At 70.0% G+C, this 25,414-nt stretch carries 25 protein-coding genes; 20 read left to right on the top strand and 5 right to left on the bottom strand.

Features of this window, described 5'->3' with window-relative positions:
- Window positions 1-9: 9 nt before the first annotated feature.
- Entirely contained in the window at window positions 10-870 is an 861-nt protein-coding gene (locus CA982_RS12880) for a DUF3109 family protein (protein WP_086535712.1), read from the bottom strand.
- Window positions 871-925: 55 nt separating this feature from the next.
- On the opposite strand from CA982_RS12880, the gene CA982_RS12875 reads away from it, so the two are divergent.
- The 10 genes from CA982_RS12875 to CA982_RS12830 all read left to right on the top strand — a co-directional run bounded on the left by CA982_RS12875 (window position 926) and on the right by CA982_RS12830 (window position 11,055).
- Window positions 926-1,903, top strand: a complete 978-nt coding sequence (locus CA982_RS12875; RefSeq protein ID WP_208617937.1) for a Ppx/GppA family phosphatase — start codon at window positions 926-928, stop codon at window positions 1,901-1,903.
- 51 nt (window positions 1,904-1,954) lie between these two features.
- Window positions 1,955-3,766, top strand: coding sequence for a hypothetical protein (locus tag CA982_RS12870; RefSeq protein WP_086535710.1), 1,812 nt, complete (start codon window positions 1,955-1,957; stop codon window positions 3,764-3,766).
- Window positions 3,763-4,692, top strand: a complete 930-nt coding sequence (locus CA982_RS12865) for a sugar phosphate isomerase/epimerase family protein (RefSeq protein WP_086535709.1) — start codon at window positions 3,763-3,765, stop codon at window positions 4,690-4,692. The genes CA982_RS12870 and CA982_RS12865 overlap by 4 nt, the downstream gene beginning before the upstream one ends.
- Window positions 4,693-4,730: 38 nt before the next feature.
- The gene (locus tag CA982_RS12860) at window positions 4,731-5,588 is read left to right on the top strand and encodes a thioesterase family protein (protein WP_086535708.1); all 858 of its coding nucleotides are present in this window, start codon (window positions 4,731-4,733) and stop codon (window positions 5,586-5,588) included.
- 6 nt (window positions 5,589-5,594) lie between these two features.
- Complete coding sequence (proC, locus tag CA982_RS12855) at window positions 5,595-6,455, top strand: pyrroline-5-carboxylate reductase (protein ID WP_086535707.1); 861 nt, start codon at window positions 5,595-5,597, stop codon at window positions 6,453-6,455.
- A 188-nt stretch (window positions 6,456-6,643) separates the two neighbouring features.
- Entirely contained in the window at window positions 6,644-6,877 is a 234-nt protein-coding gene (locus CA982_RS12850; RefSeq protein ID WP_004019963.1) for a helix-turn-helix domain-containing protein, read from the top strand.
- Between the two features lie 326 nt (window positions 6,878-7,203).
- Window positions 7,204-7,305: a 30S ribosomal protein bS22 gene (locus CA982_RS12845; protein WP_003402602.1), complete on the top strand. Its 102-nt coding sequence runs from the start codon at window positions 7,204-7,206 to the stop codon at window positions 7,303-7,305.
- A 98-nt stretch (window positions 7,306-7,403) separates the two neighbouring features.
- Window positions 7,404-8,456 (top strand): NAD-dependent epimerase/dehydratase family protein, encoded by a 1,053-nt coding sequence (locus CA982_RS12840; RefSeq protein WP_086535706.1) that lies wholly within the window; start codon window positions 7,404-7,406, stop codon window positions 8,454-8,456.
- 189 nt (window positions 8,457-8,645) lie between these two features.
- On the top strand, window positions 8,646-9,818 hold the full coding sequence (locus CA982_RS12835) for a lysophospholipid acyltransferase family protein (protein WP_208617936.1): 1,173 nt from the start codon (window positions 8,646-8,648) through the stop codon (window positions 9,816-9,818).
- A gap of 73 nt (window positions 9,819-9,891) precedes the next feature.
- A complete protein-coding gene (locus tag CA982_RS12830; protein ID WP_086535704.1) occupies window positions 9,892-11,055 on the top strand; it encodes a zinc-binding dehydrogenase in 1,164 nt (387 codons plus the stop codon).
- A 51-nt stretch (window positions 11,056-11,106) separates the two neighbouring features.
- On the opposite strand, the gene CA982_RS12825 is transcribed toward CA982_RS12830, so the two are convergent.
- Window positions 11,107-13,473, bottom strand: coding sequence for a transketolase-like TK C-terminal-containing protein (locus CA982_RS12825; RefSeq protein WP_086535703.1), 2,367 nt, complete (start codon window positions 13,471-13,473; stop codon window positions 11,107-11,109).
- 108 nt (window positions 13,474-13,581) lie between these two features.
- Between CA982_RS12825 and CA982_RS12820 the strand changes: the two genes are divergently transcribed.
- Complete coding sequence (locus CA982_RS12820; RefSeq protein WP_086535702.1) at window positions 13,582-14,112, top strand: Lrp/AsnC family transcriptional regulator; 531 nt, start codon at window positions 13,582-13,584, stop codon at window positions 14,110-14,112.
- Window positions 14,113-14,135: 23 nt separating this feature from the next.
- Here CA982_RS12820 and CA982_RS12815 read toward each other — a convergent pair whose 3' ends face one another.
- Entirely contained in the window at window positions 14,136-15,263 is a 1,128-nt protein-coding gene (locus CA982_RS12815) for an HAD family hydrolase (RefSeq protein ID WP_086535701.1), read from the bottom strand.
- A 161-nt stretch (window positions 15,264-15,424) separates the two neighbouring features.
- On the opposite strand from CA982_RS12815, the gene CA982_RS12810 reads away from it, so the two are divergent.
- The 9 genes from CA982_RS12810 to CA982_RS12770 all read left to right on the top strand — a co-directional run bounded on the left by CA982_RS12810 (window position 15,425) and on the right by CA982_RS12770 (window position 23,696).
- Window positions 15,425-15,679, top strand: a complete 255-nt coding sequence (locus tag CA982_RS12810; protein ID WP_065629305.1) for a glutaredoxin family protein — start codon at window positions 15,425-15,427, stop codon at window positions 15,677-15,679.
- Between the two features lie 151 nt (window positions 15,680-15,830).
- On the top strand, window positions 15,831-16,619 hold the full coding sequence (locus CA982_RS12805; protein ID WP_086535700.1) for a redox-sensing transcriptional repressor Rex: 789 nt from the start codon (window positions 15,831-15,833) through the stop codon (window positions 16,617-16,619).
- Window positions 16,616-18,034: a glutamyl-tRNA reductase gene (locus CA982_RS12800; protein ID WP_086535699.1), complete on the top strand. Its 1,419-nt coding sequence runs from the start codon at window positions 16,616-16,618 to the stop codon at window positions 18,032-18,034. Before CA982_RS12805 ends, CA982_RS12800 begins: the two co-directional genes overlap by 4 nt.
- Window positions 18,031-18,975, top strand: a complete 945-nt coding sequence (hemC, locus tag CA982_RS12795; RefSeq protein WP_086535698.1) for a hydroxymethylbilane synthase — start codon at window positions 18,031-18,033, stop codon at window positions 18,973-18,975. The genes CA982_RS12800 and hemC overlap by 4 nt, the downstream gene beginning before the upstream one ends.
- A 49-nt stretch (window positions 18,976-19,024) precedes the next feature.
- Window positions 19,025-20,710, top strand: coding sequence for a bifunctional uroporphyrinogen-III C-methyltransferase/uroporphyrinogen-III synthase (locus CA982_RS12790; RefSeq protein WP_086535697.1), 1,686 nt, complete (start codon window positions 19,025-19,027; stop codon window positions 20,708-20,710).
- A 16-nt stretch (window positions 20,711-20,726) separates the two neighbouring features.
- Window positions 20,727-21,704: a porphobilinogen synthase gene (hemB, locus tag CA982_RS12785; RefSeq protein ID WP_086535696.1), complete on the top strand. Its 978-nt coding sequence runs from the start codon at window positions 20,727-20,729 to the stop codon at window positions 21,702-21,704.
- A gap of 47 nt (window positions 21,705-21,751) precedes the next feature.
- Complete coding sequence (locus CA982_RS12780) at window positions 21,752-22,594, top strand: MFS transporter (protein ID WP_086535695.1); 843 nt, start codon at window positions 21,752-21,754, stop codon at window positions 22,592-22,594.
- The gene (locus CA982_RS12775; protein WP_086535694.1) at window positions 22,591-23,025 is read left to right on the top strand and encodes a hypothetical protein; all 435 of its coding nucleotides are present in this window, start codon (window positions 22,591-22,593) and stop codon (window positions 23,023-23,025) included. The genes CA982_RS12780 and CA982_RS12775 overlap by 4 nt, the downstream gene beginning before the upstream one ends.
- Complete coding sequence (locus tag CA982_RS12770; protein ID WP_086535693.1) at window positions 23,022-23,696, top strand: DUF3093 domain-containing protein; 675 nt, start codon at window positions 23,022-23,024, stop codon at window positions 23,694-23,696. The genes CA982_RS12775 and CA982_RS12770 overlap by 4 nt, the downstream gene beginning before the upstream one ends.
- On the opposite strand, the gene CA982_RS12765 is transcribed toward CA982_RS12770, so the two are convergent.
- On the bottom strand, window positions 23,678-24,382 hold the full coding sequence (locus tag CA982_RS12765; protein ID WP_086535692.1) for a hypothetical protein: 705 nt from the start codon (window positions 24,380-24,382) through the stop codon (window positions 23,678-23,680). The genes CA982_RS12770 and CA982_RS12765 overlap by 19 nt on opposite strands.
- A 95-nt stretch (window positions 24,383-24,477) precedes the next feature.
- Window positions 24,478-25,392, bottom strand: a complete 915-nt coding sequence (locus CA982_RS12760) for a manganese catalase (RefSeq protein WP_014925549.1) — start codon at window positions 25,390-25,392, stop codon at window positions 24,478-24,480.
- Window positions 25,393-25,414 lie beyond the last annotated feature (22 nt).

Below are 25,414 nucleotides of genomic sequence, written 5' to 3'. Positions count from 1 at the left end.
CCCGGCGGACTACTCCGGGGGCTGTAGCTCGTATTTGACGTCGGTCTCGCGGCGTCGCGTCGCGGCCTGCGTCGCCGGATGGATGGCTATGAGGCCCAAGCCGTTTCGGCGCCGGCAGGCGGCCGCGAGTGCGGCGTAGGCGGCTTCGCCGAGCAGCGCGGTGAGCTCGGGCGCATACGATTCCCAGACCTGCTTGGCGCCGACGTGGGCGTCGGGGGAGCCCGAGCAGTACCACTTCAGGTCGTGGCCGCCCTCGCCCCACCCGCGCCGGTCGAACTCCGTGATCGTCGTCTGGAGCACCTGGGTGCCGTCCGGACGTTCCACCCAGTCCTGCTCGCGACGCACCGGGAGCTGCCAGCACACATCCGGTTTGACCGTCAGGGGCTCGAGCCCCTTCCGCAGCGCCATCGAGTGCAGTGCGCAGCCGACGCCGCCGGCGAACCCGGGGCGGTTGAGAAAGATGCACGCGCCCTTGTGAAGTCGGGTCTTCAGGGCGGGTTCGTCATCGAGGTCGCTCTCCTCGAGGTAGCCCTTGGGGCCGACCGGATCCTTGCCCGAGCCCTTCTTGTGGAACTGCCAGTCCGCGGGCGTCAGCATCGCCACCCCGCGCGCGAGGGTCTCGCGATCGTCGTCGTCGGACAGGTAGGCACCGTGACTGCAGCACCCGTCGGTCTCCCGGCCGGGGAGGATGCCCTGGCACGCCGGGGTGCCGAACACGCACGTCCAGTGCGAGAGCAGCCAGGTGAGGTCGGCCTTGATGACGTGCTCCGGATCGGCGGGATCGGCGAATTCGTACCATTCGCGCGGAAAGTCGAGTTCGACCTCCGGCGCGGGATCGATGCGGGGCGCGGACGGCGAGATGGCGGTCACCTCTCATACGGTAGCCGGAATCGGGCGGGGGAGGCCGCTGCACTACCGTTGACCCGTGCGCTTAGGAGTCCTCGACGTGGGCAGCAACACGGTCCACCTCCTGGTGGTCGACGCCCACCGCGGCGGCCATCCCACCCCGATGAGTTCGACCAAGGCGGTTCTGCGCCTGGCCGAGCAGATAGACGCCGACGGCCGGATGAGTGACCGCGCCGTCGCGAAGCTCATCGAGTCGATCGACGAATTCACCCATATCGCCCGGACGTCCGGCTGCGAGCAGATGATGGCGTTCGCGACGTCGGCGGTGCGGGACGCGACGAACTCCGACGGTCTGCTCGACGAGATCGAGCAGCGGACCGGGGTGCGCGTGCTGGTGCTGTCGGGTCGCGACGAGGCCCGCCTCACCTCTTTGGCCGTGCGCCGGTGGCGTGGCTGGAGCGCCGGGCGCATCCTCGCGCTCGACATCGGTGGTGGCTCGCTGGAGATGTCCAACGGCGTCGACGAGGAACCCGACGTGGCGTTGTCGCTGCCGCTGGGTGCCGGTCGACTCACCCGCGAGTGGCTGCCCGACGATCCGCCGGACCGTCGCCGGGTCGGTGTGCTGCGCGACTGGCTCGATGCCGAACTGCGCGCTCCGGCGGCCCAGCTGCTCGCCCCCGGTGCGCCCGACCTGTGCGTCGGCACGTCGAAGACCTTCCGGAGTCTCGCCCGGCTGACCGGGGCGGCGCCGTCGAGCGCCGGACCGCGGGTGCGCCGCGAACTGACGACGAGCGGGCTGCGCCAGCTCATCTCCTTCATCTCCCGCATGACCAAGGCCGATCGCGCCGAACTCGAAGGCGTCAGTTCCGACCGCGCGGGGCAGCTCGTCGCGGGAGCGCTGGTCGCCGAGGCGGCGATGCGCGCGTTGCAAGTCGATACACTGGAAATCTGTCCGTGGGCTCTCCGTGAGGGTGTGATCCTGCGTCGGCTCGACGCCGAGCAGGCCGACTCGCTGGAGCCGACACCCGCGCGCGGCGTGCACGAGGGCGTCGGCTGACCCGGAGCCCCGGACCCAGGACGTTCGAGAACGAGGACGGAGAGCCACTTCATGCCGAAGGATTCGGAGCCCGAATCTCGACCCATCTCGGTGTCGGAACTACTTGCCCGCTCACAGGGGCCGGAGGGGGACTCACCGGCACGATCGCGTGAGGGACGCGGACGCCGGCGCGCCGGACGTGACGGCTCGTTCTCGGTGTCCGCGCTGACCGGCGAGATCCCACGGGTCACCGACGCCGACGCCGACTCCGCGCCACCCGAGCCCCCGGCTCCGGCGGCACCAGCCGCCCAGCCGACACCCGCCACCCGGCCGGACACCCCGGCCCGGCCCGAACCGGCTGCACCTCCCGCGCGTGCCGGACATCCGGAACGGCCCGCCACGCCGGAGCGGGACACGACCCCGCAGGCCCGCCCGGACACGACCGGTGGGCCGTTCCCGCGCTCCGGGAGCCCGATCCCGCGTCGCCCGGCGGACGACCAGCCCGTCGTCGACCGTCCGCGTGCCGACCGGCAGCAGGGTCGGCCGGGCGGCCGCACCGCCAGCGGGATGCCCGGCTATGGCCAGGGGGCCGTCCCGCCGATGGCGACCCGCGACTTCAGTTCGGAGGCGGTGGCACGACGTCTCGGCCAGACCCCGCCGCGTGACACCGCGCCCGTCGACCGGGAATCGGCGAACGCGGTCACCGGCATCATCCCGGTGGTCGGCGAGAACGGTCAGGATCTGTCCGTCGTCGACTCCGACGACGTGGTCACCTACGACCTCAACGAGGTCGACGCGGGTCCAGGCGGTCCCCGCGAGCGGGGCGACGGCGGGTTCTCCGAGGTCATGGACTTCGATGCGTACCGCAACTTCGCCGACGTGGAGGGCGCGGGCGACGGGCCGGGCAGCCGCGATCGGTCCGGCGCCGCGTCCCGGACGAGCACCGCGGCGAAGAAGCCCAAGACGTCCGGCGTCGGCGGACTGGCGCGCAAACTCTTCGGCGGCAAGAAGCGCGAGCGGACCGAAGACGAGCGGACCGTCGACGAGCACCGGTTCGACGACCCCGACCAGCATGCCCACGATCACGACCAGTACGAGCCCGCCGGTGGCGAGCCGACGTCCGACTGGGCGGCGACCGCGGCGGCCGCTGCGACAGCGGGCGGGACGACGGCGGCGATCGCCGCGGCGCGGCCCGACGTTCACCCGGCCCACGACGACCGCACCGACGACGACCACACCGACGACGACCACACCCACGATGACCGCGCCGAGAGCGACCCGATCGCCGACCGCTCCGCCGACGACCGCACGACGGACCGGCGCACCGACGACCATCCGACCGAGGCCATCGCGCCGGTGGGGTCCGACCACGACGACACGGGCCGCGTCGACCTCGTGAAGGACGAGGAACAACCCCGGGGTTCCGCGGAGGCGGGGGAGCCGGACGAGTTCGTCGCCCTGCACGACACCACGGACATCGACGAGACGCCCGGGGCCGAATCCGGACACCCGACTCCTGCGGACGATCCGGCCCGGCACGGCGATCCGCACGCCGCCGGGGTGGCTCCGGCCGAGCACGCGGAGGCCGACGACGCCCCGGAGGTGACAGCCGAGGAGGCCGAGCAGTCGCCGGTGAAGGCGTGGCTGGTGCTGTTCGGGCAGGCGGTGGTCGGTCTGGCCGTCGGTGTCGGCCTGTTCTGGGGCTTCACCGAGCTGTGGCGGTGGAATCCGTACTTCGCGCTGGTGCTCGCGGTCCTGGTCATCTTCGGCATCGTGACCCTCTCCCACGTGGTCCGGCGCACCAAGGACCTGCCGACGACGCTGCTCGCGCTCGGTGTGGGTCTCCTGGTCACCATCGGGCCCCTGGTGTTGTTGGCCGCGTGAGCCGGCCCGAACCGAGCGGGCCGACGGCGCCGGATCACCCGCGTCCGGCGGCCGAGATCCCGATCGGGCTCTCGACGGCGTCGGTGTATCCCCAGAACACCGAGGCGGCCTTCGCCTACGCCGCCGAACTGGGCTTCGACGGCGTGGAACTCATGGTGTGGGGTGACTCCCTCAGCCAGGACATCCGCCGCGTCGAGTACCTCTCGGAGCACTATCAGGTGCCGGTGCTGTCCATCCACGCGCCGTGTCTGCTCATCACCCAGCGGGTCTGGGGACGTGACCCGGTCGTGAAGCTGGCGCGCGCGGTGGAGGCGGCCGAGGATCTGGGCGCGTCGACCGTCGTCGTGCATCCGCCGTTCCGGTGGCAGCGTGGCTACGTCGCGGCCTTCGACGATCTCGTCGACGAGCTCGAGGCGGACAGCGGCATCGCCGTCGCGGTGGAGAACATGTTCCCGATGCGCGCCGACCGGTTGTTCGGCGCGGGTGAGCCCTCGGTCCGCCGCCTGGCCAAGCGGGGCGGCGGTCCCGGTCTGGCCGCGTCGGCGTTCGGCAAGTCCATCGACCCGACCGACGACGGCTACGCCCACTACACCCTCGACCTCTCGCACACCGCGACCGCAGGCGTCGACGCCCTCGCCCTTCTCGACCGCATGGGATCACGGCTCAACCACCTGCACCTGGCCGACGGCCACGGGGCGGCCACGGACGAGCACCTCATCCCCGGCGACGGCGGCCAGCCCTGTGCGGAGGTGTGCCGGCGCCTCGCGGCGAGCGACTTCGCCGGGGCGGTTGTGCTCGAGGTCACCACGGGTAGTGCGCGCACCAAACCCGAACGCAGCGCGCTGCTGGCCCGTTCGCTAGATTTTGCGCGGCGGCATCTCAAACGGGAGCTGCACCCCGAGCCGCTCGGCCAGTTCAGCAGCTGACGTCTCGGGGGACGAGTCTCCTCGACGAAGGCGGGACGATGACCAGCAAGATCACCGAGGTGCAGGAGCTGACCGAGGTGGACCGCAGCGGTCCGGACTCGATCACCCTGCGGGCGCACATCGACGAGACGTTCACGATCGGTCCCAAGGTGCACGGCGGCACGCTGCAGATGGTGGTCGCGAAGGCGGCCCGAACCGCGCTGACGGCGCTGACCCCGGACGGTGATCGCCTCGCCGAGGCGGCGGCCGCGATGATCCCGGTGGCGATCTCCAGCGACTACCTCACCGCCCCCGACGCCGCGGACATCGATCTGGTGATCACCGTGCGCAAGCGCGGCCGCACCGTCACGGTCCTCTCGGTCGACGCGGTGCAACTCGGTCGTACCGTTGTGTCGTCGTCGGTGACGATGGCCCGGCCCGACAGCGGCCGCCCGCACCATTCCGCTCCCACGGTCCTCGACTCACTGCCCGTGGAGCCGTCGCCGACGGGAATCCCGCTCGACGGTTCGCCCATCGCCGAGGTCAATCACCTGGGGTCCGCCATCGATCTGGTCCTCGACTCCGAGACCTTCCCCGTCGTCCGCGGCGAGACCGGCGAGCCGCTCGTCCGGGGGTGGATCCGGCCGAAGGGCGTCGAGCCCGACGAGTACTTCACCGTCCTGGTGGGCGACATCTCACCGCCCGTCGTGATGAACCTGGCGCTGTTCGGGTGGGCACCGACCGTCCAGCTGACCACCTACGTCCGCCGGCACCCCGCGCCCGGCTGGCTGCGATTCGCCGCGACGAGTTCGGAGGTCGGCCCCGGGATGTTCGAGGAGGACCACCTCGTGGTGGACTCGACCGGGACCGTCGTCGCACAGTCCCGTCAGCTCGCCCTCATCCCCTCAGGAAGGTAGACATCCGTGTCCGAACGCATCGCCATCATCGGCGGAGGCAAGATCGGCGAGGCACTGCTCGCCGGTTTGATCGGTGCAGGCACCCCGACCAAGGACCTCGTCGTCGCCGAGCGACTGGAGAGCCGGGCCACCGAGATCGCCGATGAGTACGGCGTGCTGGTCACCGACGTCAAGAGCGCCGCGGAGTCGGCGCAGTACGTCTTCCTGGCGATCAAGCCCGACGACGTCGACTCGATCCTGCGGATCCTGGCCTCGGCGGAGGACAACGCGGACTCCGAGCGGGTGACCGTGACGCTCGTGGCCGGTCTGCCGCTGTCGCGATACGAGAGCGCGCTGCAGGCCGGGTCGCCGGTCATCCGGGTCATGCCCAACACCCCGATGCTCGTGAACGAGGCGATGTCGGCGGTGTCGGCCGGTCGCTACGTCGGTGACGAGCAGCTGCAGGCCGTGGTCAAGATCCTGCAGACGGTCGGCCGCGTGACGGTCGTACCGGAGAAGCAGATGGACGCGGTCACCGCGGTGTCCGGTTCGGGGCCGGCCTACGTCTTCCTGCTCGCCGAGGCGATGATCGACGCCGGCGTGGGACTCGGATTGACCCGCGCCCAGGCCTCGGAGATGGCGGTCCAGACCATCCGCGGTGCGGGCATCCTGCTGAGCGACTCCGGGCTGTCCGCCGTCGATCTGCGCGCGGCCGTCACCTCGCCCGGCGGGACCACCGCCGAGGCCATCCGGGAATTCGAGGCCAACGGCCTGCGGCACGCCGTGTACCAGGCGACCCGTGCGTGCGCGGCCGCCAGTGCCCGCAGCGGACGTCGAGTGGAAGTCGAGGGTTTGGCGCAGGGACACGCCGTCACCGACACCCCATGAATTGTGGTCGAACGGCCGACAAACCCCAGCATGTTGGGGTCGAGTCACAGGAATCTCAGAAATACCGGTCTCTCACGTCGCTTTTTTCACATCTGCCACGCTAAGCTTCTTTAAGCACGTGCGTGTCTGATGTCCGCAGGAGGGGAAGCCTGCGGCCGCGACGCGTGCACCGGAGGTATGAGTGATTCATGGCACCTGCAGACACTCCTGGTGACAGGACAGGCGCAGTGAGCAATGCGGCTTCGGCGTCGCAGTTCCTCACTGTCGCCGAGGTTGCATCGTTGATGCGCGTTTCGAAGATGACCGTCTACCGTCTCGTCCACAACGGCGAACTGCCCGCGGTTCGGGTCGGACGCTCGTTCCGTGTGCACGCGAAAGCGGTCCACGACTATCTGGAGACGTCGTACTTCGACGCCGGCTGATCCGACGCACGTCGGACGCCTGAACAGCAGTTTTCTCGACAGACCTCCGTGGCCGGCCCCATGCCGGCCACGGAGGTCTTCTGCTTCGACGGTGCCGGCGGCGGAAGGGTGAGTCGCCACGACAGGCCCGGTACGGGCTGTGTAGGCCACCGCGATTTCCCGATCCGGCGTGCCGCCCGGTAGGCTCGGTGGTCGCGTACCTGGATGCGCCGGTGAGCCCTACGGACACACCGCCGCTCGTCGCTTCGCTCCCGGCGCCGTTCCCGGCTGAAGTGCAGACCAGGGCCGAACAAGTACATCAGTGTCAATCGTGAGGAAGCGCCCCGATGGGTTCAGTGATCAAGAAGCGCCGCAAGCGCATGTCGAAGAAGAAGCACCGCAAGCTGCTGCGTAGGACCCGGGTGCAGCGTCGCAAACTCGGTAAATAGGCCTTTCTTCGGCATCGGGACCCGCTCCGGCGGGTCCTTTTGTCGTTCCGCGGCGGCCTCATCGGGCCGAATCCGCCGACTGCCGATAGCCTCGACGTATGGCCGAACCCACCTCCGCCCCGCCTCGGGTGGTCCTGGTCACCGGGGCGTCGACATTCCTCGGTGGCTATCTCGTGGCGCGTCTCGCGGCCAACCCCGACATCGAGACGGTGCTCGCCGTCGACTCACGGGTGCCGCGCAAGGACCTCCTGCGGCGAATGGGGCGGGCAGAGTTCCTGCGGGTCGACATCCGGCGCCCGACCATCGCGAAGGCGCTCGCCGCCTACAACGTGGACACGGTCGTCCACGCGGCGACCTCGATCGCCGACACCGCCCCGCACTCGGCGGCGATCAAGGAGTTCAATCTCGTCGGCGCGATGCAGGTGTGCGCGGCATGCCAGCGCACACCGTCGGTCAAGCGCCTCGTGCTGCGCTCCACCGCCATGGTCTACGGCGCGAGCAGTCGCGACCCGTCACATTTCTCCGAGGAGACCCGGGCGCCCCGCGAGCCGAAGCGTGGATACGGTCGAGATCTACTCGACGTCGAGGGTTATGTGCGTGGACTCGGCCGTCGCCGACAGGACATCGACATCACCATCGTCCGTCCCCAGGCGATGTTGGGCCCGCGCATCACCACCCGGATGAGTTCGTACCTCTCGCTACCGGTCGTGCCGACGGTGATCGGCTTCCAGCCGCGGCTGCAGTTCCTGCACGAGGAGGACGCGCTGGCGGCGATGGAGCACGTGACCCTCGCCGGCAAGGTCGGCACGTTCAACGTCTCCGGTGAGGGCGTGGTGACACTCACACAGGCGATCCGTCGGGTCGGACACGTCGAACTGCCAGTTCCGAGCAGTCTCCTGGCCCCGATCGCGGGAGTGTTCCAGGACTTGCGGTCGGCGAAGCTGAGGTCGTCACAGACGGAGTTCCTCACGTACGGGCGAGTGCTCGACACGACGCGGATGCGGACGGAGCTCGGCTTCGTCCCGCGGTACACGACGCTCGAGACGCTGGACGATTTCATCGAGCGGAGCGGGGTGACGCCGGTGATCGGGACCGATTCGTGGAGATCGCTCGAGCAGCGGGTCGTCGCGGCGGCTCACCAGTTGCAGTGAAATTTCGGGTCATGATGGTGACGAAGTCGACGTGGGCATGCGCAACGTGAGTGCAACCTCTAGAATTGGACGTCAGACCCACATGGCGCCACGCCGCGAATTGTTCTCCGCGACGGCTCGAGCGCAGAACATCAGCGCAGATCCGGGCCCCGGCCCGGCCCGGATCCCGTACCCAGGAAACAAGTAGGGGTGAGCACTTTGGCAGGTGGCGGAGCGACAGATGCACGTACCGCGAAAGTCATTCAGCTCTACACGTCCCCGTCGGGTCCGGACGCGCGTGGCGTCCGGGAGTCCGACCGCCGCCGCCACCCGAGCCAGCAGGTCGGTCACGATCGGTCGAAAACCGCTGCGCCGCAACGCGGATCGATGCTCGGGCACCCGAACACCGATGGTTTCGGCCGGGCGCCGGCGCGGGTGACCCCGATCAGCGACGAGATCACGCTCCCCGATGAGGCGCTGGGCGTCGAACATCGCGGCCCGTCGAAGTCGAGTCCGCTGTTCAGCCTCGGCGGACTCCGCGGCGCCGTCGCCGACACCCTCACCTCGACCGCCGGGTTCATCCGGGAGCGCATGGCGGGGGAGTACGAGGTCGACGAGTTCGGTTTCGACCCCCACTTCACGGAGTCGGTGTGGTTCCCGGCCGTCCGGCAGGTCTACGAGAAGTGGTTCCGTGTCGAGGTCACCGGTATCGAGAACCTGCCGCGCGAAGGCGGGGCGCTCCTGGTCGCCAACCATGCGGGCACCATCCCGGTCGACGCGGTCATCACCTCGCTGGCCGTGCGCGACAACCACCCCGAAGGCCGATTCCTGCGCGTGCTGGCCGCCGACATGGCCTTCGACACCCCGGGGATCAGCGAGGTGGCCCGACGGATCGGGGCGACGCTGGCGTGCAACTCCGACGCCGACCGGCTCCTGCGTGCCGGCGAGCTGACCGCGGTCTGGCCGGAGGGGTACAAGGGCATCGGCAAGCTGTACAAGGACCGCTACAAGCTGCAGCGCTTCGGGCGCGGCGGGTTCGTGACCACCGCGCTGCGCAATGCCGCGCCGATCATCCCGGTGTCGATCGTCGGCTCGGAGGAGATCTACCCGATGCTCGCCGACCTCAAGCCGCTCGCCAAGATCCTCGGTCTGCCGTACTTCCCGGTGACCCCGCTGTTCCCGTGGCTCGGTCCGCTGGGCATGGTGCCACTGCCGTCGAAGTGGCACATCCACTTCGGGCGTCCCATCGAGACCGGGTCCTACGACGAGGCGTCGGCCGACGACCCGATGGTGGTCTTCGATCTCACCGACCACGTGCGCGAAGAGATCCAGCAGACCCTCTTCCGGATGCTCAGCCGCCGCGGGAGTGTCTACTTCGGCTGACCCCGGCACCCCGCGGGTCGGTGGCGCGCGCGTTCGGTGCCCACACCCGTCCGTCAGCTGATAACCATGGAGCATGCGTGCAGTGGTGTGCCGGAACGGCGAGCTGACGGTCGAGGAGATCCCCACCCCCGAGCCCGGTGCGGGGCAGGTGTTGCTGCGGGTGCTGCGGGCGGGGATCTGCGGGTCGGATCTGCACGCCCGCGTCCACTGCGATGCCACCGCCCAGGTGTCCGCCGAGGTGGGCTACGACGCCTTCATGCGCTCCGGGCAGTCGGTGGTCATGGGACACGAGTTCGCCGGCGAGGTGGTCTCCTACGGGCCCGGATGCCGTAAGCGGTGGGCGCCCGGCACGCCCGTGGTGTCCGTGCCGATGATCCGGCACGGTTCGGAAGCGCACCTGACCGGACTGTCGGAGTCCGCGGCCGGTGGCTATGCCCAGTTCGTGCTGGTGTCGGAGGACATGACCTTCGAGATCCCGGAGGGTCTGTCGGCCGAACACGCCGCCCTGACCGAACCGATGGCCGTCGCCTACCACGCGGTCCGGCGCGGCGAGGTCGGGCGCCGCGACGTCGCGGTCGTGATCGGTTGCGGGCCGATCGGTCTCGCGGTGATCACGATGCTGAAGGCGGACGGGGTCCGCACGGTCATCGCGAGCGACCCGTCGCCCGGGCGGCGCGTGCTCGCGCACCGCGTGGGTGCCGACATCGTCGTCGACCCGACGGTCACGTCGCCCTTCGAGCGAAGTGCCGAGGCCGGCAAGTACATCACCCGCGCCCAGGACCTGCTGGGCGCGGCGTTCGACGCGATGCGGACCCTTCGCCGCATACCGCTGGCGCCGTGGTCCTCGCTGTTCCGGATGGCCGATCGGCTGGGTGCGACACCGAAGGGGCCGGTCGTCTTCGAGTGCGTGGGCACGCCGGGGATGATCGAGCACATCGTCACCGAGGCGCCGTTCCGGTCACGCGTCGTCGTGGTCGGGGTGTGCATGGAACCCGACACCTTCCGGCCCGCCATGGCGCTGAACAAGGAGCACGAACTGCGGTTCGTGTTCGCCTACGACCCGGCCGAGTTCTACGACACCCTGCACATGATGGCGAGCGGCAAGGTCGACGTCGCACCGCTGATCACCGCGACGGTCGGTCTCGACGGCGTCGGCGCGGCGTTCGACGCCCTCGGCGGTGCCGAACACCACGCGAAGGTGCTCATCGATCCGATGAGCGAGGTGGCCGCGCTGTAGACGTGCCGTCGACCGTGCGCCCTGCTGGTTGGGCCGGCGCCGAGCGGGCCGTCAGCGTCGAAGGTCCAGCGCTGCCCGGATGATCGATTCGGTGTCGATGCCGTGGAGGCGGTAGACGTCGTCGAGCGAACCCACCTGGCCGAACCTGCTGACACCGAGGGCGGCGCCGCGAACCGCGTTGACGCCGGTCAGGAACGCCAGGGTGTGCGGGTGGCCGTCGAGGACGGTGACCATCGGTGCCGCGCGGTCGGCGGGGAAGACCTGGTCGAGGATCCACGACGGTGCGTCGGACAGGCCGCGCCGGGCCTGCGTCGCCTCGAAGACGAGCCCGGGGCTGGTGACGCACACGACGTCGGCGTCGACGCCCTGGCCGGCGAGTCGGTCCGCGGCGGCCAGGGTCTCGGTGATCACCGCGCCCATTCCGACGAGGGTGATCTGCGGGGAACTGGCACGCCGCAACAGGTATGCGCCCGCGACCGCATGCCGGCGTCGTCGTTCCCGGGCGGCGGGGTCCGCCGGGACGTCGGCGAGGCGCTGGTCGACCGGGCGCGTCGACAGGCGCAGGTACGACGACGTGCCGTCCGGCCGGCCGAGCCGGGCGATGCAGGACAACAGGATCCACTCCACGTCGAGCGCGAAGGCCGGCTCGTAGGTCACGCAGCCGGGTTGTTCGAGGCCGATCGACGGTGTCGTGATCGACTGGTGGGCACCGCCTTCCGCGGCGAGGGTGACCCCGGAGGGAGTTCCGACCAGGATCGACTGCCCGCCCGCGTAGATGCCGTACGACCACGGTTCCAGGGCCCGTTCGACGAACGGGTCGTAGAGCACGCCGATCGGGAAGAGCGGCTGACCCCATCGGCTCCACGTCGCGCCGAGTTCGCCGATCAGCCCGGCCAGATTGGTCTCGGCGATCCCGAGCTCCATGTGCTGACCGGTCGGACGTTCCCGCCAGTGCATGATCGTCTCGGTGTCGTCGTCGAACCAGTTGCGCCGCTCGTCGGGCGACCAGACGCCCACCTTGTTCAGCCAGCCCGCGAGGTTCGTCGTGGAGCTGACGTCGGGACTGACCGTGACCACGCGCGCCGATGCCTCGGGCGCCTCGCGCGACAGGGCGAGCAATGCCCGGCCCAGTGCCGCCTGCGTCGTCGATGTCCCCGTCGGGGTCTTGCCGATGTCGGTCGGCACCGCCGGGGGAGCGGTGGATTCGACAGGGTCGCGACGCAGCCTGCGCGCGACGGTGTCGCACAGCGCGGCGGCCTCGGTACCGTCGGCGAACCCGGACCACGGATCCTCGACGGCCATCCCGAGGCTCGTGGCCAGTTCGCCGTACTGCTCGACCGTCAGCAACGACGAGTGGTTCTGCGGATGGCCTTCGGTCGGGAGTCCGTGGCCTTTGATGGTGTAGGCGAGGATGACCGTGGGTCGGGTGTCGTCGATCTGCTCATAGGCCGTGCGCAGGGCGTCGAGGTCGTGGCCCCCGAGGTTGCGGATCGCCGCGAGCAGGGTTGCGTCGTCGACATCGGCGATGACCCGGGCGACCTCGTCCGCATCGGAACCTTTGCCCGGCAGGCGATGTCGCAGCTCGTCGGCGTCGCAGCGAAGGAGTCGCTGGTATTCGGGGTTGGGCATGTCGAGGATGCGGGTGTGCAGTGCCGAACCGCCGTCGCGGTCGAAGAGGGTCTCGAGCAGGCGGCCGAACCTGACGGCGATCACCTGCCACCCCGCCGCGGCGAACATCGCTTCCAGCCGGCCGGCGGCGATGTTGGGGACGACACGATCCAGGGACTGCCGGTTGAGGTCGACGACCCAGACCAGTTCGCCCAGTTCGGCGACCGACGGGTCGAGGATCGCCTCCCAGACCGCCCCCTCGTCGAGCTCGGCGTCGCCGACGAGCGAGTACTGGCGGCCGAGCACCGTGTCCGACCGGCGATCGGCCCGGACCGCCTCGCTTCCCGCGGCGTCACCGCCCAGCCTGGTGTCGATGTACCGGCGGGCCATCGCGCCCCAGATCGGCGCGGTGGCGCCGATGCCCACCGACCCCGTCGAATAGTCGACCGGGTCAGGGTCTTTGGTGCGACTGGGATAGGACTGCAGGCCGCCGAACTCGCGGAGCGTCGTCAGATACGACTCGTCGAGCAGGCCGAGCAGGTAGTTGATGCCGTGCAGGACCGGTGCGGCATGGGGTTTCACCGACACGCGGTCACCGGGTCGGAGTTGTTCGAACCACAGCGACGTCATGATCGACACCATCGAGGCGCACGATGCCTGGTGTCCACCGACCTTCATCCCCGTCGGATTGGGGCGAACGAGGTTGGCGTGGTGGATCATCGAGGTCGACAACCACAGCACGCGGTCTTCGACCGTCCGCAACGCGTCGGTGGTCGTCCGGGCATCGCCGGCTGGGCTCGCGATCGTCATGATGTGCTCCCGGTGGAGTGTGCTGGTCCGGTGGGGTGTGCAGTTCGCCCTTGTCAGGGGACCATCCGCTTACAATTCTGGCAACAGAGGCCGAGTTCATTCAGCAGAATGCACACCCTGGTCGTTCCGGGGGTGCGAAAGGTTGGCAGTGTGCCCAGCGACGGACAGATCGACGCGATCGACGCCCGCATCCTGCGGGCGCTGAACGACGAGCCGCGGGCGACGGTTCTCGCCCTGGCCGAGAAGACCGGACTCTCGCGCAACACCGTGCAGGCCCGGCTGTCCCGACTCGAGCGCGACGAGGTGCTGCTGCCGTTCGACCGCCGGATCGATCCGTCCGCGTTGGGATTTCCGCTGAGTGCGTTCATCTTCACCAGCGTCACCCAACGGTCACTGGCGACCATTGCCGAGGCGCTCGACGCCATCCCCGAAGTCGTGCAGGTGCACGGACTCAGCGGCGTCACCGACCTGCTGATCCAGGCGGTCGCCCGCGACGCCGACGACCTGTACCGGATAGCGGGCCGCATCCTCGACATCGACGGCGTCGAGAAGACCACGACCTCGCTGGTCATGCATCGGCTCGTCGACCACCGGGTCGGCGGGTTGCTGGATCGTCTCGCCGACGAACCGCGGGCGTGATCGCGTCGGTATGAGCGGCGGGGTCAGCGCTGGCGCAGGAACCGGGCGGCGGCTGCGGCGCCCCCGCCCGCGGCGCCGAGCACGATCGCGGTCCCGGCCCCGTACTTGGCGGCCTTGCGCGCGGTGCGGAAGTCGTACATCTCCCAGCCGCGGACCTTGGCGACGTCGCGCAGGTCGGTGTCGGGGTTGATGGCCACCGCGCGACCGACCAGCGACAGCATCGGCACGTCGTTGTGCGAGTCCGAGTACGCCGTGCAGCGTTTGAGGTTGAGACCCTCGCGGATGGCGAGGGCGCGGACGGCGTGGGCCTTACCGGGGCCGTGCAGGATGTCGCCGACGAGCCGGCCGGTGAAGACCCCGTCGACGCTCTCGGCGACGGTGCCCAGCGCGCCGGTCAGCCCCAGCCGGTCGGCGATCGTCTGCGCGAGCTCGACCGGCGTCGCGGTCACCAGCCAGACCTGCTGCCCGGCGTCGAGATGGCGCTGGGCGAGGGCCCGGGTGCCCGGCCAGATCTTGTCGGCGATGTAGTCGTCGAAGATCTCCTCACCGAGCTCGACGAGTTCGGAGGTCGGCTTGCCTGCGATGAAGGACAACGCCTTCTCCCGGCCCTCGGCGACGTCGCGGGCGTTCTCCTTGCCGGTGATCCGGAACTTCGCCTGCGTCCACGCGAAGTCCATGATGTCGCCGTAGGTGAAGTACTTCCGGGCGGCCAGGCCGCGGGCGAAGTGCACGATCGACGCGCCTTGGACCAGGGTGTTGTCGACGTCGAAGAACGCGGCGGCGGTGAGGTCGCGTCGTGGTTCGCCCGGGATGTCGGCCGTCTCGCGCGACCGCAGCGAGTCGACTGCGGCCTTCGCGCTCGCCTCGCCGGCCAGGGTCTGGCGGAGTTCGTGGGCGGTCTGGCGGAAGCGACCGGTGGCCGCGGTCGCCCGCTGGGAGATCCAGGTGGTGACCCGGTTGGTCTCGTCGTCGACGAGTTCGTGGAGTTCGGCGTCCTCGTCGAAGTCGTCGGTGAACTCGACGCGGGCGGCATGCGCCTCCCAGTCGTCGCCGGTCGGGCCGTCGCCCTGCATCGGATTGGGCGGGAGATCGGTGGCGTCGTCGGGCGTCTCGTCGTCCTGCCGGTCTTCCGGGCCCGGGATCTCGCCCACTGCCCACCTCCCACGCGTAGCGCCAGCACTGCTTGCCGGGTACAGCCTAGTGGTGCCGGGGCCCGAAGTCCGACCCCCGCGCGCGGTGGCGGATCGCACACCCGCTCGGGGCGGGGTCACCCGGGTGATCCCACGATCACGTCGCTGGGAGGATGGTCGCCATGACGGTGGAACTGTTGACCCGTGCGGGGTGTCAGGCCTGCGCGGCAGCCCGCTCCGACCTGACCCGGATCTGCGCCGACCTGGGCGTCGAGTTCACCGAGGTCGACGTCGACCGGGCAGCCGAGGCCGGCCGGGGCGACCTGCGCGCCGAGTTCGGTGACCGGCTGCCCGTCGTCCTGCTCGACGGCGACGAGCACAGTTACTGGGAGGTCGACGAGCCGCGCCTGCGGGCCGATCTCACCGGCCGGCGCTGAGTCGCTCGATCCCGCGCCGCACGCCTAACACAGCACGGCCGGTCCCGAGGGGCCGTGTGAACAGATTCACAGGCAAGTTATATCCTCGTTCCCGTTGGGAAGAGTCGGGTCTCGGTGTCTGGTCGACGCCGACGGATGTGCGGGAGTGAGTGTGGGCGCGGAGCGTGCGAAGTCGGCTGACGCCGACCCTCCCGCGTCTGCCGTTCCCCCGGTCGACAGCCCGGCCACCGACATCCCCGGGCCGACGGTGGCCCGGCTGGCCACCTATCTGCACGTGCTGCGCTCGTTCAGTCGCCGCGGCATCCTGCTCGCGTCCAGCGGCGAGCTGGCGACGGCCGCGGGGGTCAATCCCGCCATCCTGCGCAAGGACCTCTCCTACGTCGGCGCCAACGGGGTCCGCGGGGTGGGCTACGACGTCGGCAGGCTGACCGCCCGGATCTCGATGACCCTGCACACCGACAGCATCCACACCGTCGCGCTCGCCGGAGCCGGCTCGCTCGGCCGCGCGCTGCTGTCGCACGCCGGGTTCGGGCGCGGATTCCGCGTCGTCGCGATGTTCGACGCCGATCCCACCCTGACCGGCACCGTCCTGGAGTCCGGGGGTCCGCAGGTGGCGCCGCTGACCGACATCGCGACCGTCTGCGCTCGAGCGGTCCCGACGGTCGAGATCGCGGTCATCGCCACGGCCGACGACGACGCCCGGCACGCCTTCGACGCCTTCGTGGCCGCGGGGGTGCGACAGGTGCTCAACGTCACGCCGGTGTCGCTTCCGGCGGAGTCGGATGTTGTCGTCAGACAAGTTGATCTAGCCTTGGAACTACAGGTGTTGGCTTTCCAGGCCTCTCGCGGGTCGCGCGACGACGTCAAGGAGCCGCGCGGAACGAAGCCGGCTCGCGGGCACCAGGGAAACGCAATGGGTGAAGAAACGGTGACAGCGTGAGTGTTCTGTTGTTCGGGGTATCGCACCGCAGTGCTCCGGTCGAGGTGCTCGAGCGGTTGGCGGTCTCCGACCACGACCGCCCCAAACTGATCGACGAACTGCTCTCCTCGCGGGCGATCTCCGAGGCGATGCTCGTCTCCACCTGCAACCGGGTGGAGATCTACGCCGTCGTCGACGCCTTCCACCCGGCACTCGAGGCGGTCGGCACGGTTCTCGGCGACCACTCCGGCATGACCGTCAACGAGATGACCCGGCACGCCTACGTCCGCTACTCCGAAGCCGCCGTCGAGCATCTCTTCACCGTCGCGGCCGGCCTCGATTCACTGGTCGTCGGCGAGCAGCAGATCCTGGGCCAGATCCGCAACGCCTACCTCAGCGCCGACGCCAACGACTCCGCCGGACGCGTCCTGCACGAGCTGGCCCAGCAGGCGCTGCGCGTCGGCAAGCGCGTGCACACCGAGACCGGGATCGACCGGGCGGGTGCCTCGGTGGTCTCCGTCGCGCTGCACCGCGCCAAGTCGTTGCTGACCGATCCCGCGACCGGCGCGCATCGCCTGCGTCGTGCCGTGGTCGTCGGTGCCGGCGCCATGGGCGGCCTGGCCACCGCGCAGCTGGCCCGGGAGGGCGTGACCGAGATGGTCGTCGTGAACCGGACCGTCGACAAGGCCGCCCACCTCGCCGGCAACATCGCCGCCAACCACGGCATCGACGTCCGCGGTGTCGGTCTCGACGACCTGCCGGCCGCGATGGCCACGGCCGACGTCGTCGTCACCTGCACGGGCGCGATCGGCGCGGTCGTCGGCGTCGGGTCGGTGCACTCGGCTCTCGCCTCGCGTGCCCGCGCCGGGAGCGGACTGAACGGGCGGAGTCAGGGCGGCAATGCCGCCGCCCCGCTCGTCATCTGCGACCTCGGCCTCCCGCGCAACGTGGATCCCGCCGCGGCCCGGCTGCCGGGCGTGCACATCGTCGACATCGAGGGACTGCGCGGCGACTCCGAGACCCAGGCCGCCGAGGACGACACCCTGGCGGCCCGGTCGATCGTCGCCGCCGAGCTCGCCGACTACCTCACCCATCAGCGTCAGGCCGAGGTCACCCCGACCGTCGCGGCCCTGCGTCAGCGCGCCGCCGACGTCGTCGAGGCCGAGATCCTGCGTCTCGAGACCCGCCTCCCCGACCTCGAGGGCGCGCAGCGCGACGAGGTCGCCAAGACCGTCCGGCGCGTCGTCGACAAGCTGCTGCACGCACCGACCGTGCGGGTCAAGCAACTGGCGTCGACCCCCAACGGGGACCACTACGCAGAGGCGCTACGCGAGCTGTTCGAACTCAAGCCCGGTGCAGCGGAGGCGGTTTCGGCTCCTGACCATCTCGGTGGCCTGCCCGCGGGCGACGCGGCCGGCGAGCTGGGTGACCGATGAGCGCAACCTCTCCCGCGCCGATCCGGATCGGTACGCGGGGTTCACTGCTGGCCACCACCCAGTCGCAGACCATCGCCGACGCGTTGATCGCCGCCGGGCATCCCGCCGAACTGGTCATCATCAAGACCGCCGGTGACGCCTCGGCCGCGCCGGTGGCCGAGATCGGCGTCGGGGTGTTCACCACCGCCATCCGCGTGGCCCTCCGGAACGACGAGGTCGACGTCGCGGTGCACTCGTACAAGGACCTCCCGACGGCGCCCGAGGAGGACCTGACGATCGCGGCCGTCCCGACGCGCGTCGATCCCCGGGATGCGCTGGTCGCCCGCGACGGACTGGTGCTCGGCGAGCTCCCGCCCGGCTCGGTCATCGGGACCTCGGCCCCGCGACGGGCCGCGCAGCTTAAGGCATTGGGTCTCGGTTTGGAAATCCGCCCCCTACGAGGCAACCTAGATTCTCGGTTGGGCAAAGTCGCCAGCGGCGAACTCGACGCAGTCGTGGTCGCCCGCGCCGGGCTCGTGCGGATCGGACGGACCGAAGTGGTCTCCGAAGCGCTCGAACCGGCGGTCATGCTGCCGGCTCCGGCGCAGGGTGCACTCGCTGTGGAGTGCCGCTCAGACGATGCCGAACTGGTGAGAATTCTCGCCGAGTTGGACGACAAGTCCACCCGCGCGGCCATTGATGCCGAACGGGCGGTACTGGCGGCTCTCGAAGCCGGTTGTACCGCACCGGTCGGTGCGATCGCCGAGGTGGTCGAATCGATCGACGAGGACGGGCGCATCTTCGCCGAGCTGTCGCTGCGAGCGGCAGTGGCGGCCGAGGACGGATCGGACGTGATCCGTGCTTCGGCGGTGGGTCCGGTCGATCGTGCCGTTCAGCTGGGCAAGGATCTCGCCGCCGAACTGCTGGAGCTGGGAGCGGGCGACCTCGTCAACTCTCCCTAGCAGAGAACGAACTGCAGCCCTCGCCGAGAGGGCAGGAGAGTGCGAACCCATGAGCCGTACGAAGAAGGCAAATCCCGGACGGATCCTGTTCGTGGGGTCGGGTCCCGGGGACCCAGACCTGCTCACCGTGCGGGCGCGCACCGTGATCACCAACGCGACCACCGCCTACATCGACCCCGATGTGCCCGCGCCCGTGGTGTCGCTGATCGGTAGCGCGCATCGCGACGAACCCGCCGCCGACACTCGCCGATCCACCAAGAAGGCCGAGAAACCCGCCGACGACACGGCGTCTGCCGCCCCGGCCGTCGAGCCGCAGGCCGTCGCCGACGAGGCCGGCCGGGCCGATGCCGGACAGGCCGACGAGGAGTCGGTGGTCCGGCCGGCACTCGGCGACCCGGCCGAGGTCGCCAAGACCCTCGTCGCCGCGGCCCGCAACGGCGACGACGTCGTGCGCGTGGTCTCCGGCGATCCGCTGACCACCGACTCGGTCCTCGCCGAGGTCAACGCCGTCGCCCGCACGTCGGTCACCTTCGAGGTCCTCCCGGGTCTGCCCGCCGCCTCCGTCGTGCCGAGCTACGCCGGCATGCCGCTCGGCTCGACCCACACCGAGGCCGACGTCCGCGGCGAGGTCGACTGGGCCGCGCTGGCCGCCGCCCCGGGACCGCTGGTGCTGCACGCGACGTCGGGGCACCTCGCCGAGACCGCGAGCGCGCTCACCGAACACGGCATGGCGCCCCAGACCCCGGCCGCGATCACCATCAACGGCACCACCTGTGCGCAGCGCACCATCGAGGCCACCCTCGCGACGCTCAACGAGCAGGGCAACGCGCTCACCGGCCCGCTGATCGTCACGGTCGGCAAGGTCGTGGGTGCGCGCGGCAAGCTCTCGTGGTGGGAGTCGCGCGCCCTGTACGGCTGGACCGTCCTGGTGCCGCGCACCAAGGACCAGGCCGGCGACATGAGCGAGCGGCTCGTCAGCCACGGCGCCATGCCCAAGGAGGTGCCGACGATCGCGGTCGAGCCGCCGCGGAGTCCCGCGCAGATGGAGCGTGCCGTCAAGGGTCTGGTCGACGGGCGCTACCAGTGGGTCGTGTTCACCTCCACCAACGCGGTCCGCGCGGTGTGGGAGAAGTTCGCCGAGTTCGGACTCGACGCCCGCGCATTCTCCGGCGTCAAGATCGCCTGTGTCGGAGAGGCCACCGCCGAGAAGGTGCGCTCGTTCGGCATCAACCCCGAACTCGTGCCGTCGGGTGAGCAGAGCTCGCTCGGACTTCTCGAGGAGTTCCCGCCCTACGACGACGTCTTCGACCCGGTCAACCGAATCCTGTTGCCACGCGCCGACATCGCCACCGAGACACTGTCCGAGGGCTTGCGCGACCGCGGCTGGGAGATCGACGACGTCACCGCCTACCGGACCGTGCGCGCGGCACCGCCGCCCGCCGAGACCCGCGAGATGATCAAGACCGGCGGCTTCGACGCGGTCTGCTTCACCTCCAGCTCGACCGTGCGCAACCTCGTCGGCATCGCCGGAAAGCCGCACGCGCGCACCATCGTCGCGTGCATCGGACCCAAGACTGCCGAAACCGCAACCGAATTCGGGCTGCGGGTGGATGTGCAGCCGGAGAACGCGTCGGTGGTCGAACTGGTCGACGCGCTCGCCGAGCACGCCGCCCGACTCCGGGCCGAGGGCGCACTTCCGCCTCCGCGCAAGAAGTCTCGCCGTTCGCGTTCGTGAGACGAAGGACACCGCGATGGCACCCGTGATCCGGCCCCGGCGGCTGCGCACCACCCCGGCGATGCGTCGGCTGGTCGCCGAGACCTCGCTCGAGCCGCGGCATCTGGTGTTGCCGATGTTCGTCGCCGACGGCATCGACGCGCCGGTGCCGATCTCGTCGATGCCGGGCGTCGTGCAGCACACGATGGATTCGCTGCGCGGTGCCGCGGCCGAGGCGGTCGCGGCCGGCGTCGGCGGGTTGATGCTGTTCGGCGTCCCGCGGGCGGAGGACAAGGACGCCACCGGGTCGGGGGCCGACGCCGAGGACGGGATCCTCAACCGCGCCCTGCGCGGCCTCGCCGACGATCTCGGCGACGCCACGGTCCTGATGGCCGACACGTGTCTCGACGAGTTCACCGATCACGGCCACTGCGGCGTCGTCGACGGTCGGGGTCGCGTCGACAACGACGAGACCCTCGAGCGGTACGTGTCGATGTCGCTGGCGCAGGCGCGCGCGGGTGCGCATCTCCTCGGGCCGAGCGGGATGATGGACGGTCAGGTCGCCACGATCCGTGCCGCCCTCGACGCGGAGGGCTTCACCGACACCGGGATCCTGGCCTACGCGGCGAAGTACGCCTCGGCGTTCTACGGTCCGTTCCGGGAAGCCGTCGGCTCGTCGTTGCAGGGCGACCGGCGCACCTACCAGCAGGACGCGGCCAACCGGGCGGAAGCGCTGCGCGAGGTACGCCTGGACCTCGAGGAGGGTGCCGACATCGTGATGGTGAAGCCGGCGATGAGCTACCTCGACATCGTGCGCGACGTCGCGGAGATGAGCGAGGTCCCGGTCGCGGCGTATCAGATCAGCGGCGAGTACTCGATGATCTCCGCCGCCGCCGAACGGGGCTGGATCGACCGGGACGCCGCGATCCTGGAGTCGCTGACCTCCATCCGGCGCGCCGGTGCGTCGATCGTCCTGACCTATTGGGCGACCGAGGTGGCACAGCGGCTGTCGTGATCCCGCGCGTAGCGCTTGTCGTGACGCCCGTTCACTAGGCTGGTCCCATGTCCGCACCGTACGGCCCCGCGCCTGAGTCCGACCCCGGCGGGTCGTCGCAACCGAAGATCCCCGACTCCGTCTCCATCGCCGTCGAGCTGTGGGTGGTGGTGATCGTCGGGCAGATCGTGGCGCTGTTCGCGCAGACGGGCACCTTCGTGGACATGATCGGCGATCAGGTGCGATCGGCTCCCCAGGAGGGGATCCCGCCCGAACAGGTCGACTTCATGACGTCGTCGGGGTTCGTGGTGGGTGTGCTCGTGGTGACCTCGCTGTTCCTCACCGCGATCACCGCGCTGGTCGTCTGGTTCACCCGCAAGGGCTACAACTGGGCCCGCGTGGTGCTGTCGGCGATGGGTGTCTACGTCGTCGTCAGCCTGCTGTTCTCGCTGTTCGGGGACACGTCGCCGACGTGGGCGATGATCCCGCAGGTGATCAGCGGCGTCGCGGCGCTGGGCGCGACGGTCCTGCTGATGCGGGGCGACTCCGAGAAGTACTGCCGGGCCATGGCGCAGGCGCGTAGGCCGCAGCCGGTGCATCCGCCGATGCCGCCCTATCCGCTCGGTCAGAACCCGTACAGCCAGAGCCCCTATGGCCAGAGCCCGTATGGCCAGAACCCGTACGGCCAGAATTCTTACGGCCAGAACCCCTACGGTCAGGATCCGTACGGTCGGAACCCGTCCGATTCGAGTCCCCGGGGACAGAGCCCGTACGACCAGAACACGCCGTATGGTGACAGCGAGCATCGGGGCGAGCGCACCGGCCCGCACCCGCAGAACACCCACCCGGAGAGCCCCCAGACCGGGAATCCGAGCCCGGAGAACCAGAACGAAGGACCGAAGAACCAGTGACAAGTCCCGATCCGGCGCTGCGTCCGAAACTCGTCGTCTGGGCCTATCGGTGCTGGTTGACCTCGGGTGCCCTCCTGATCGCGCTCGGTGCGCTCGTCATCGTCGTGTCCGCGGTCGGCGACTCCGGGACCGTCACGTCCGGGGTGCTGGGCGCGATGGTCGTCGTCGTGGGTGTCGCCTACATCCTGCTGGGCAGCAAGGCATTCACCGGTGACGCGAGATGGCGCTCGTCGCTGGCGGCGCTGACCCTGGTCGTCGTGGCGATGTTGCTGTTCCTGAGCCTGGGGATGAACTTCTTCGCGTTCCCGTTGCTCGCCGGCATCATCGGCCTGTTCGGGTCGTTGCTCGCCTACCGGCCGCCCGCCGAGGCCTGGTACACCGGCAAGGAGCCGGATGCGCCGGCCCGCCGGTCCCGCAAGAAGAACACATGACCGCCGACCCGGCCGGCTCCGAGCCCGACCCCACGGAGTCCGATGTCTCGGAGTCCGATGTCCCGGAATCCGATGCCCCGGAATCCGATGCCCCGGAATCCGATGCCGCCGAAACCGACGTCGCCGAACCCGACGCGCTGGTGGAACCGGCCGGGGAGATCTTGTTCGCCGAGTCCGGCGGGAGTTGGTGGGTGGTCCTGATCGGCCCGATACTGGTCGGCGCGGTCCTCGCGATGGAGATCGCCGGACCCGGCCAGGTGCACTGGCCGGTGCTCGCGATCTTCTTCGTGCTCCTACTCGGGTTCTCCCTCGTGCAGGTCTCCGCCGCCCGGCGGCACGTCAGCGTCGAGCTCACCGAGACCACGCTCCGGCAGGGCACGGTCACGACACCTCTCGCCGACATCCGGACGATCTTCCCGCCCAACCACGGTCACGCCCCGGAGGACTGGGAGAGTGCGTCGGCGCTCGGCGAGCTGCACGGCGTGCCCCGGCGCCGCACGGGCATCGGGGTGGAGCTGACCTCGGGGACACTCGCCCAGGCGTGGGCCAGGGACGTCGAACGGTTGCGCAGCGAACTCACGCAAGCGCACGAGGCCGTCCGGCTGGGGTTGCCGCCCCGCGGCACCTCGGCCACGGGATCTGACCCGGGGGATCAGGAATCGACCGAGTGACGGCCCGCCCGGCTGTCGCGGTAGGCGCGGCGTCGTAGGTCACCGAGCCACGACGGCGCGAACTCGACGCCCGCGGGCCGGTGCAGGATCGGATCGAAGTCGACGTCGAGTCCGGTGAGGACGTGATCGAGTTCGATCCGGACCACCGGGACGAACCGTCCGACCCCTGCCTCGAGGACGATCACGATCGGCTGGTTGCGGCGCAGACGGGCGGCCAGATCCTCGATCGACAGTCCCGAGGACTCCGACGGCTCGAGGATGCGGGCTCGAATCCAGTACAGCTCGCCGTCGTACCGGTAAGGAGTCAGGCTCGACACCGCGGTCGCCCAGTGCGTCGTGGGAAGCGGTACGGGCAGGCGGCCGGCCAGCGGGGCCGGGCCGGCCAGCAGGAGGTCCCAGGCGCCGGTCGCGTTGGTCGACGGCGAGACGCCGCCGCCGCCCACCGTGCCCGGGTCGGTCGACGGGAAGCGGATGGCCAGCCCCACGATGTCCGGTAGTCCGCCGGGCGTGCCGATCCCTTTCGACACCCGCACCGACACCGGCCCGCTCCGGAAGGGCAGTGGGTGATCCGCGGACAGCGCCGCTCGGCCTCCGCACAGCAGTCCGTCGGGATGGAACACCCGTGCATGCCTGAGGGCGCCGAGCCAGCGGAACGGGGTCGTGATGAGGTCGGGTAGTGCGCTCATGAGAACTCCGGTTGTCGGGTGGACGCGCGCCGTGCCCGGAGGCGTCCCCGTGATCGGGTCCGCCGCCGGGCGACGTGCGCAGAACAACTGTCGGTCTAGCCGGACGGGTCGGGGTCGACGGCGTCCTTGATCTTGCCGATGACACCCTTCTCGGTGCCGAACTGCGGCTTCTGCGGGGTGCCCATCGCGCCGTCGTAGGTGGCGTAGAGCTTCGGGTCCGGCGGGGGGCCGGACTGCCGGTCGCCGAGGGGTTGCGGATCGGCCAGGAACTTGAACTCGTGGGCACCGTCGGGGGTGGGCCCGCTGGCCCAGCCGCCCTTGTTCGAGTCCTCTCCGTCGGAGAGGTGCCACAGCGTGCTGGCGTGCTCGCTGAACTCTTCGTCGAACAGATCGTCGGGAGCGATGGTGCCCTCCAGGCCGTCCTCCTTGAGCTCCTCGATGCCCTTCAGCCACAGGTTCTGGTGGAAGGTGTCGCGGGCGAGGTTGAACCGCAGCATCGCCTTCACGCCGGGATCGTCGGTCATGTGCCACAGACGCGCGGTCTGCACGCGTCCCTGGGCCTCGGCGGTCACATTGGCGTGGAAATCGGCGAGCAGATTGCCGCTGTGTGTGATGTAACCGCTGTTCCAGGGCACGCCGTTGCTGTCGGCCAGGCGGGGCCCGCCGCCGGAGAAGATGGCCTGGGTGGGATCGGTGCCGCCGAGGACGGCCGCGACGACGGGGTCCCCGAGCGCGTTCTCGGTCGAGTTGGTGACCGGGGCGCCCTCGAGCAGCCGCGCGACCATGGTCGCGATCATCTCCACGTGACCGATCTCCTCGGTCGCGATGTCCATGATCATGTCCTTGTACTTGCCCTTCATGCGGCAGTTCCAGCCCTGCATGAGGTACTGCATGGTCACGGTCATCTCGCCGTAGGCGCCGCCGAGCAGCTCCTGGAGCTTGCGTGCGTAGATGGGGTCGGGCTTCTCGGGTTTGACGTCGAATTGCATGTAATCGGTGTGGCGGAACATGATTCCCCTTCCGAATCGGCAT

The organism is Gordonia lacunae, from assembly GCF_002149015.1.
Classification (GTDB): Bacteria; Actinomycetota; Actinomycetes; order Mycobacteriales; family Mycobacteriaceae; genus Gordonia; species Gordonia lacunae.
The sequence above is the reverse complement of the archived record's forward strand: the minus strand, read 5'-3'. Positions and strand labels throughout refer to the sequence as shown.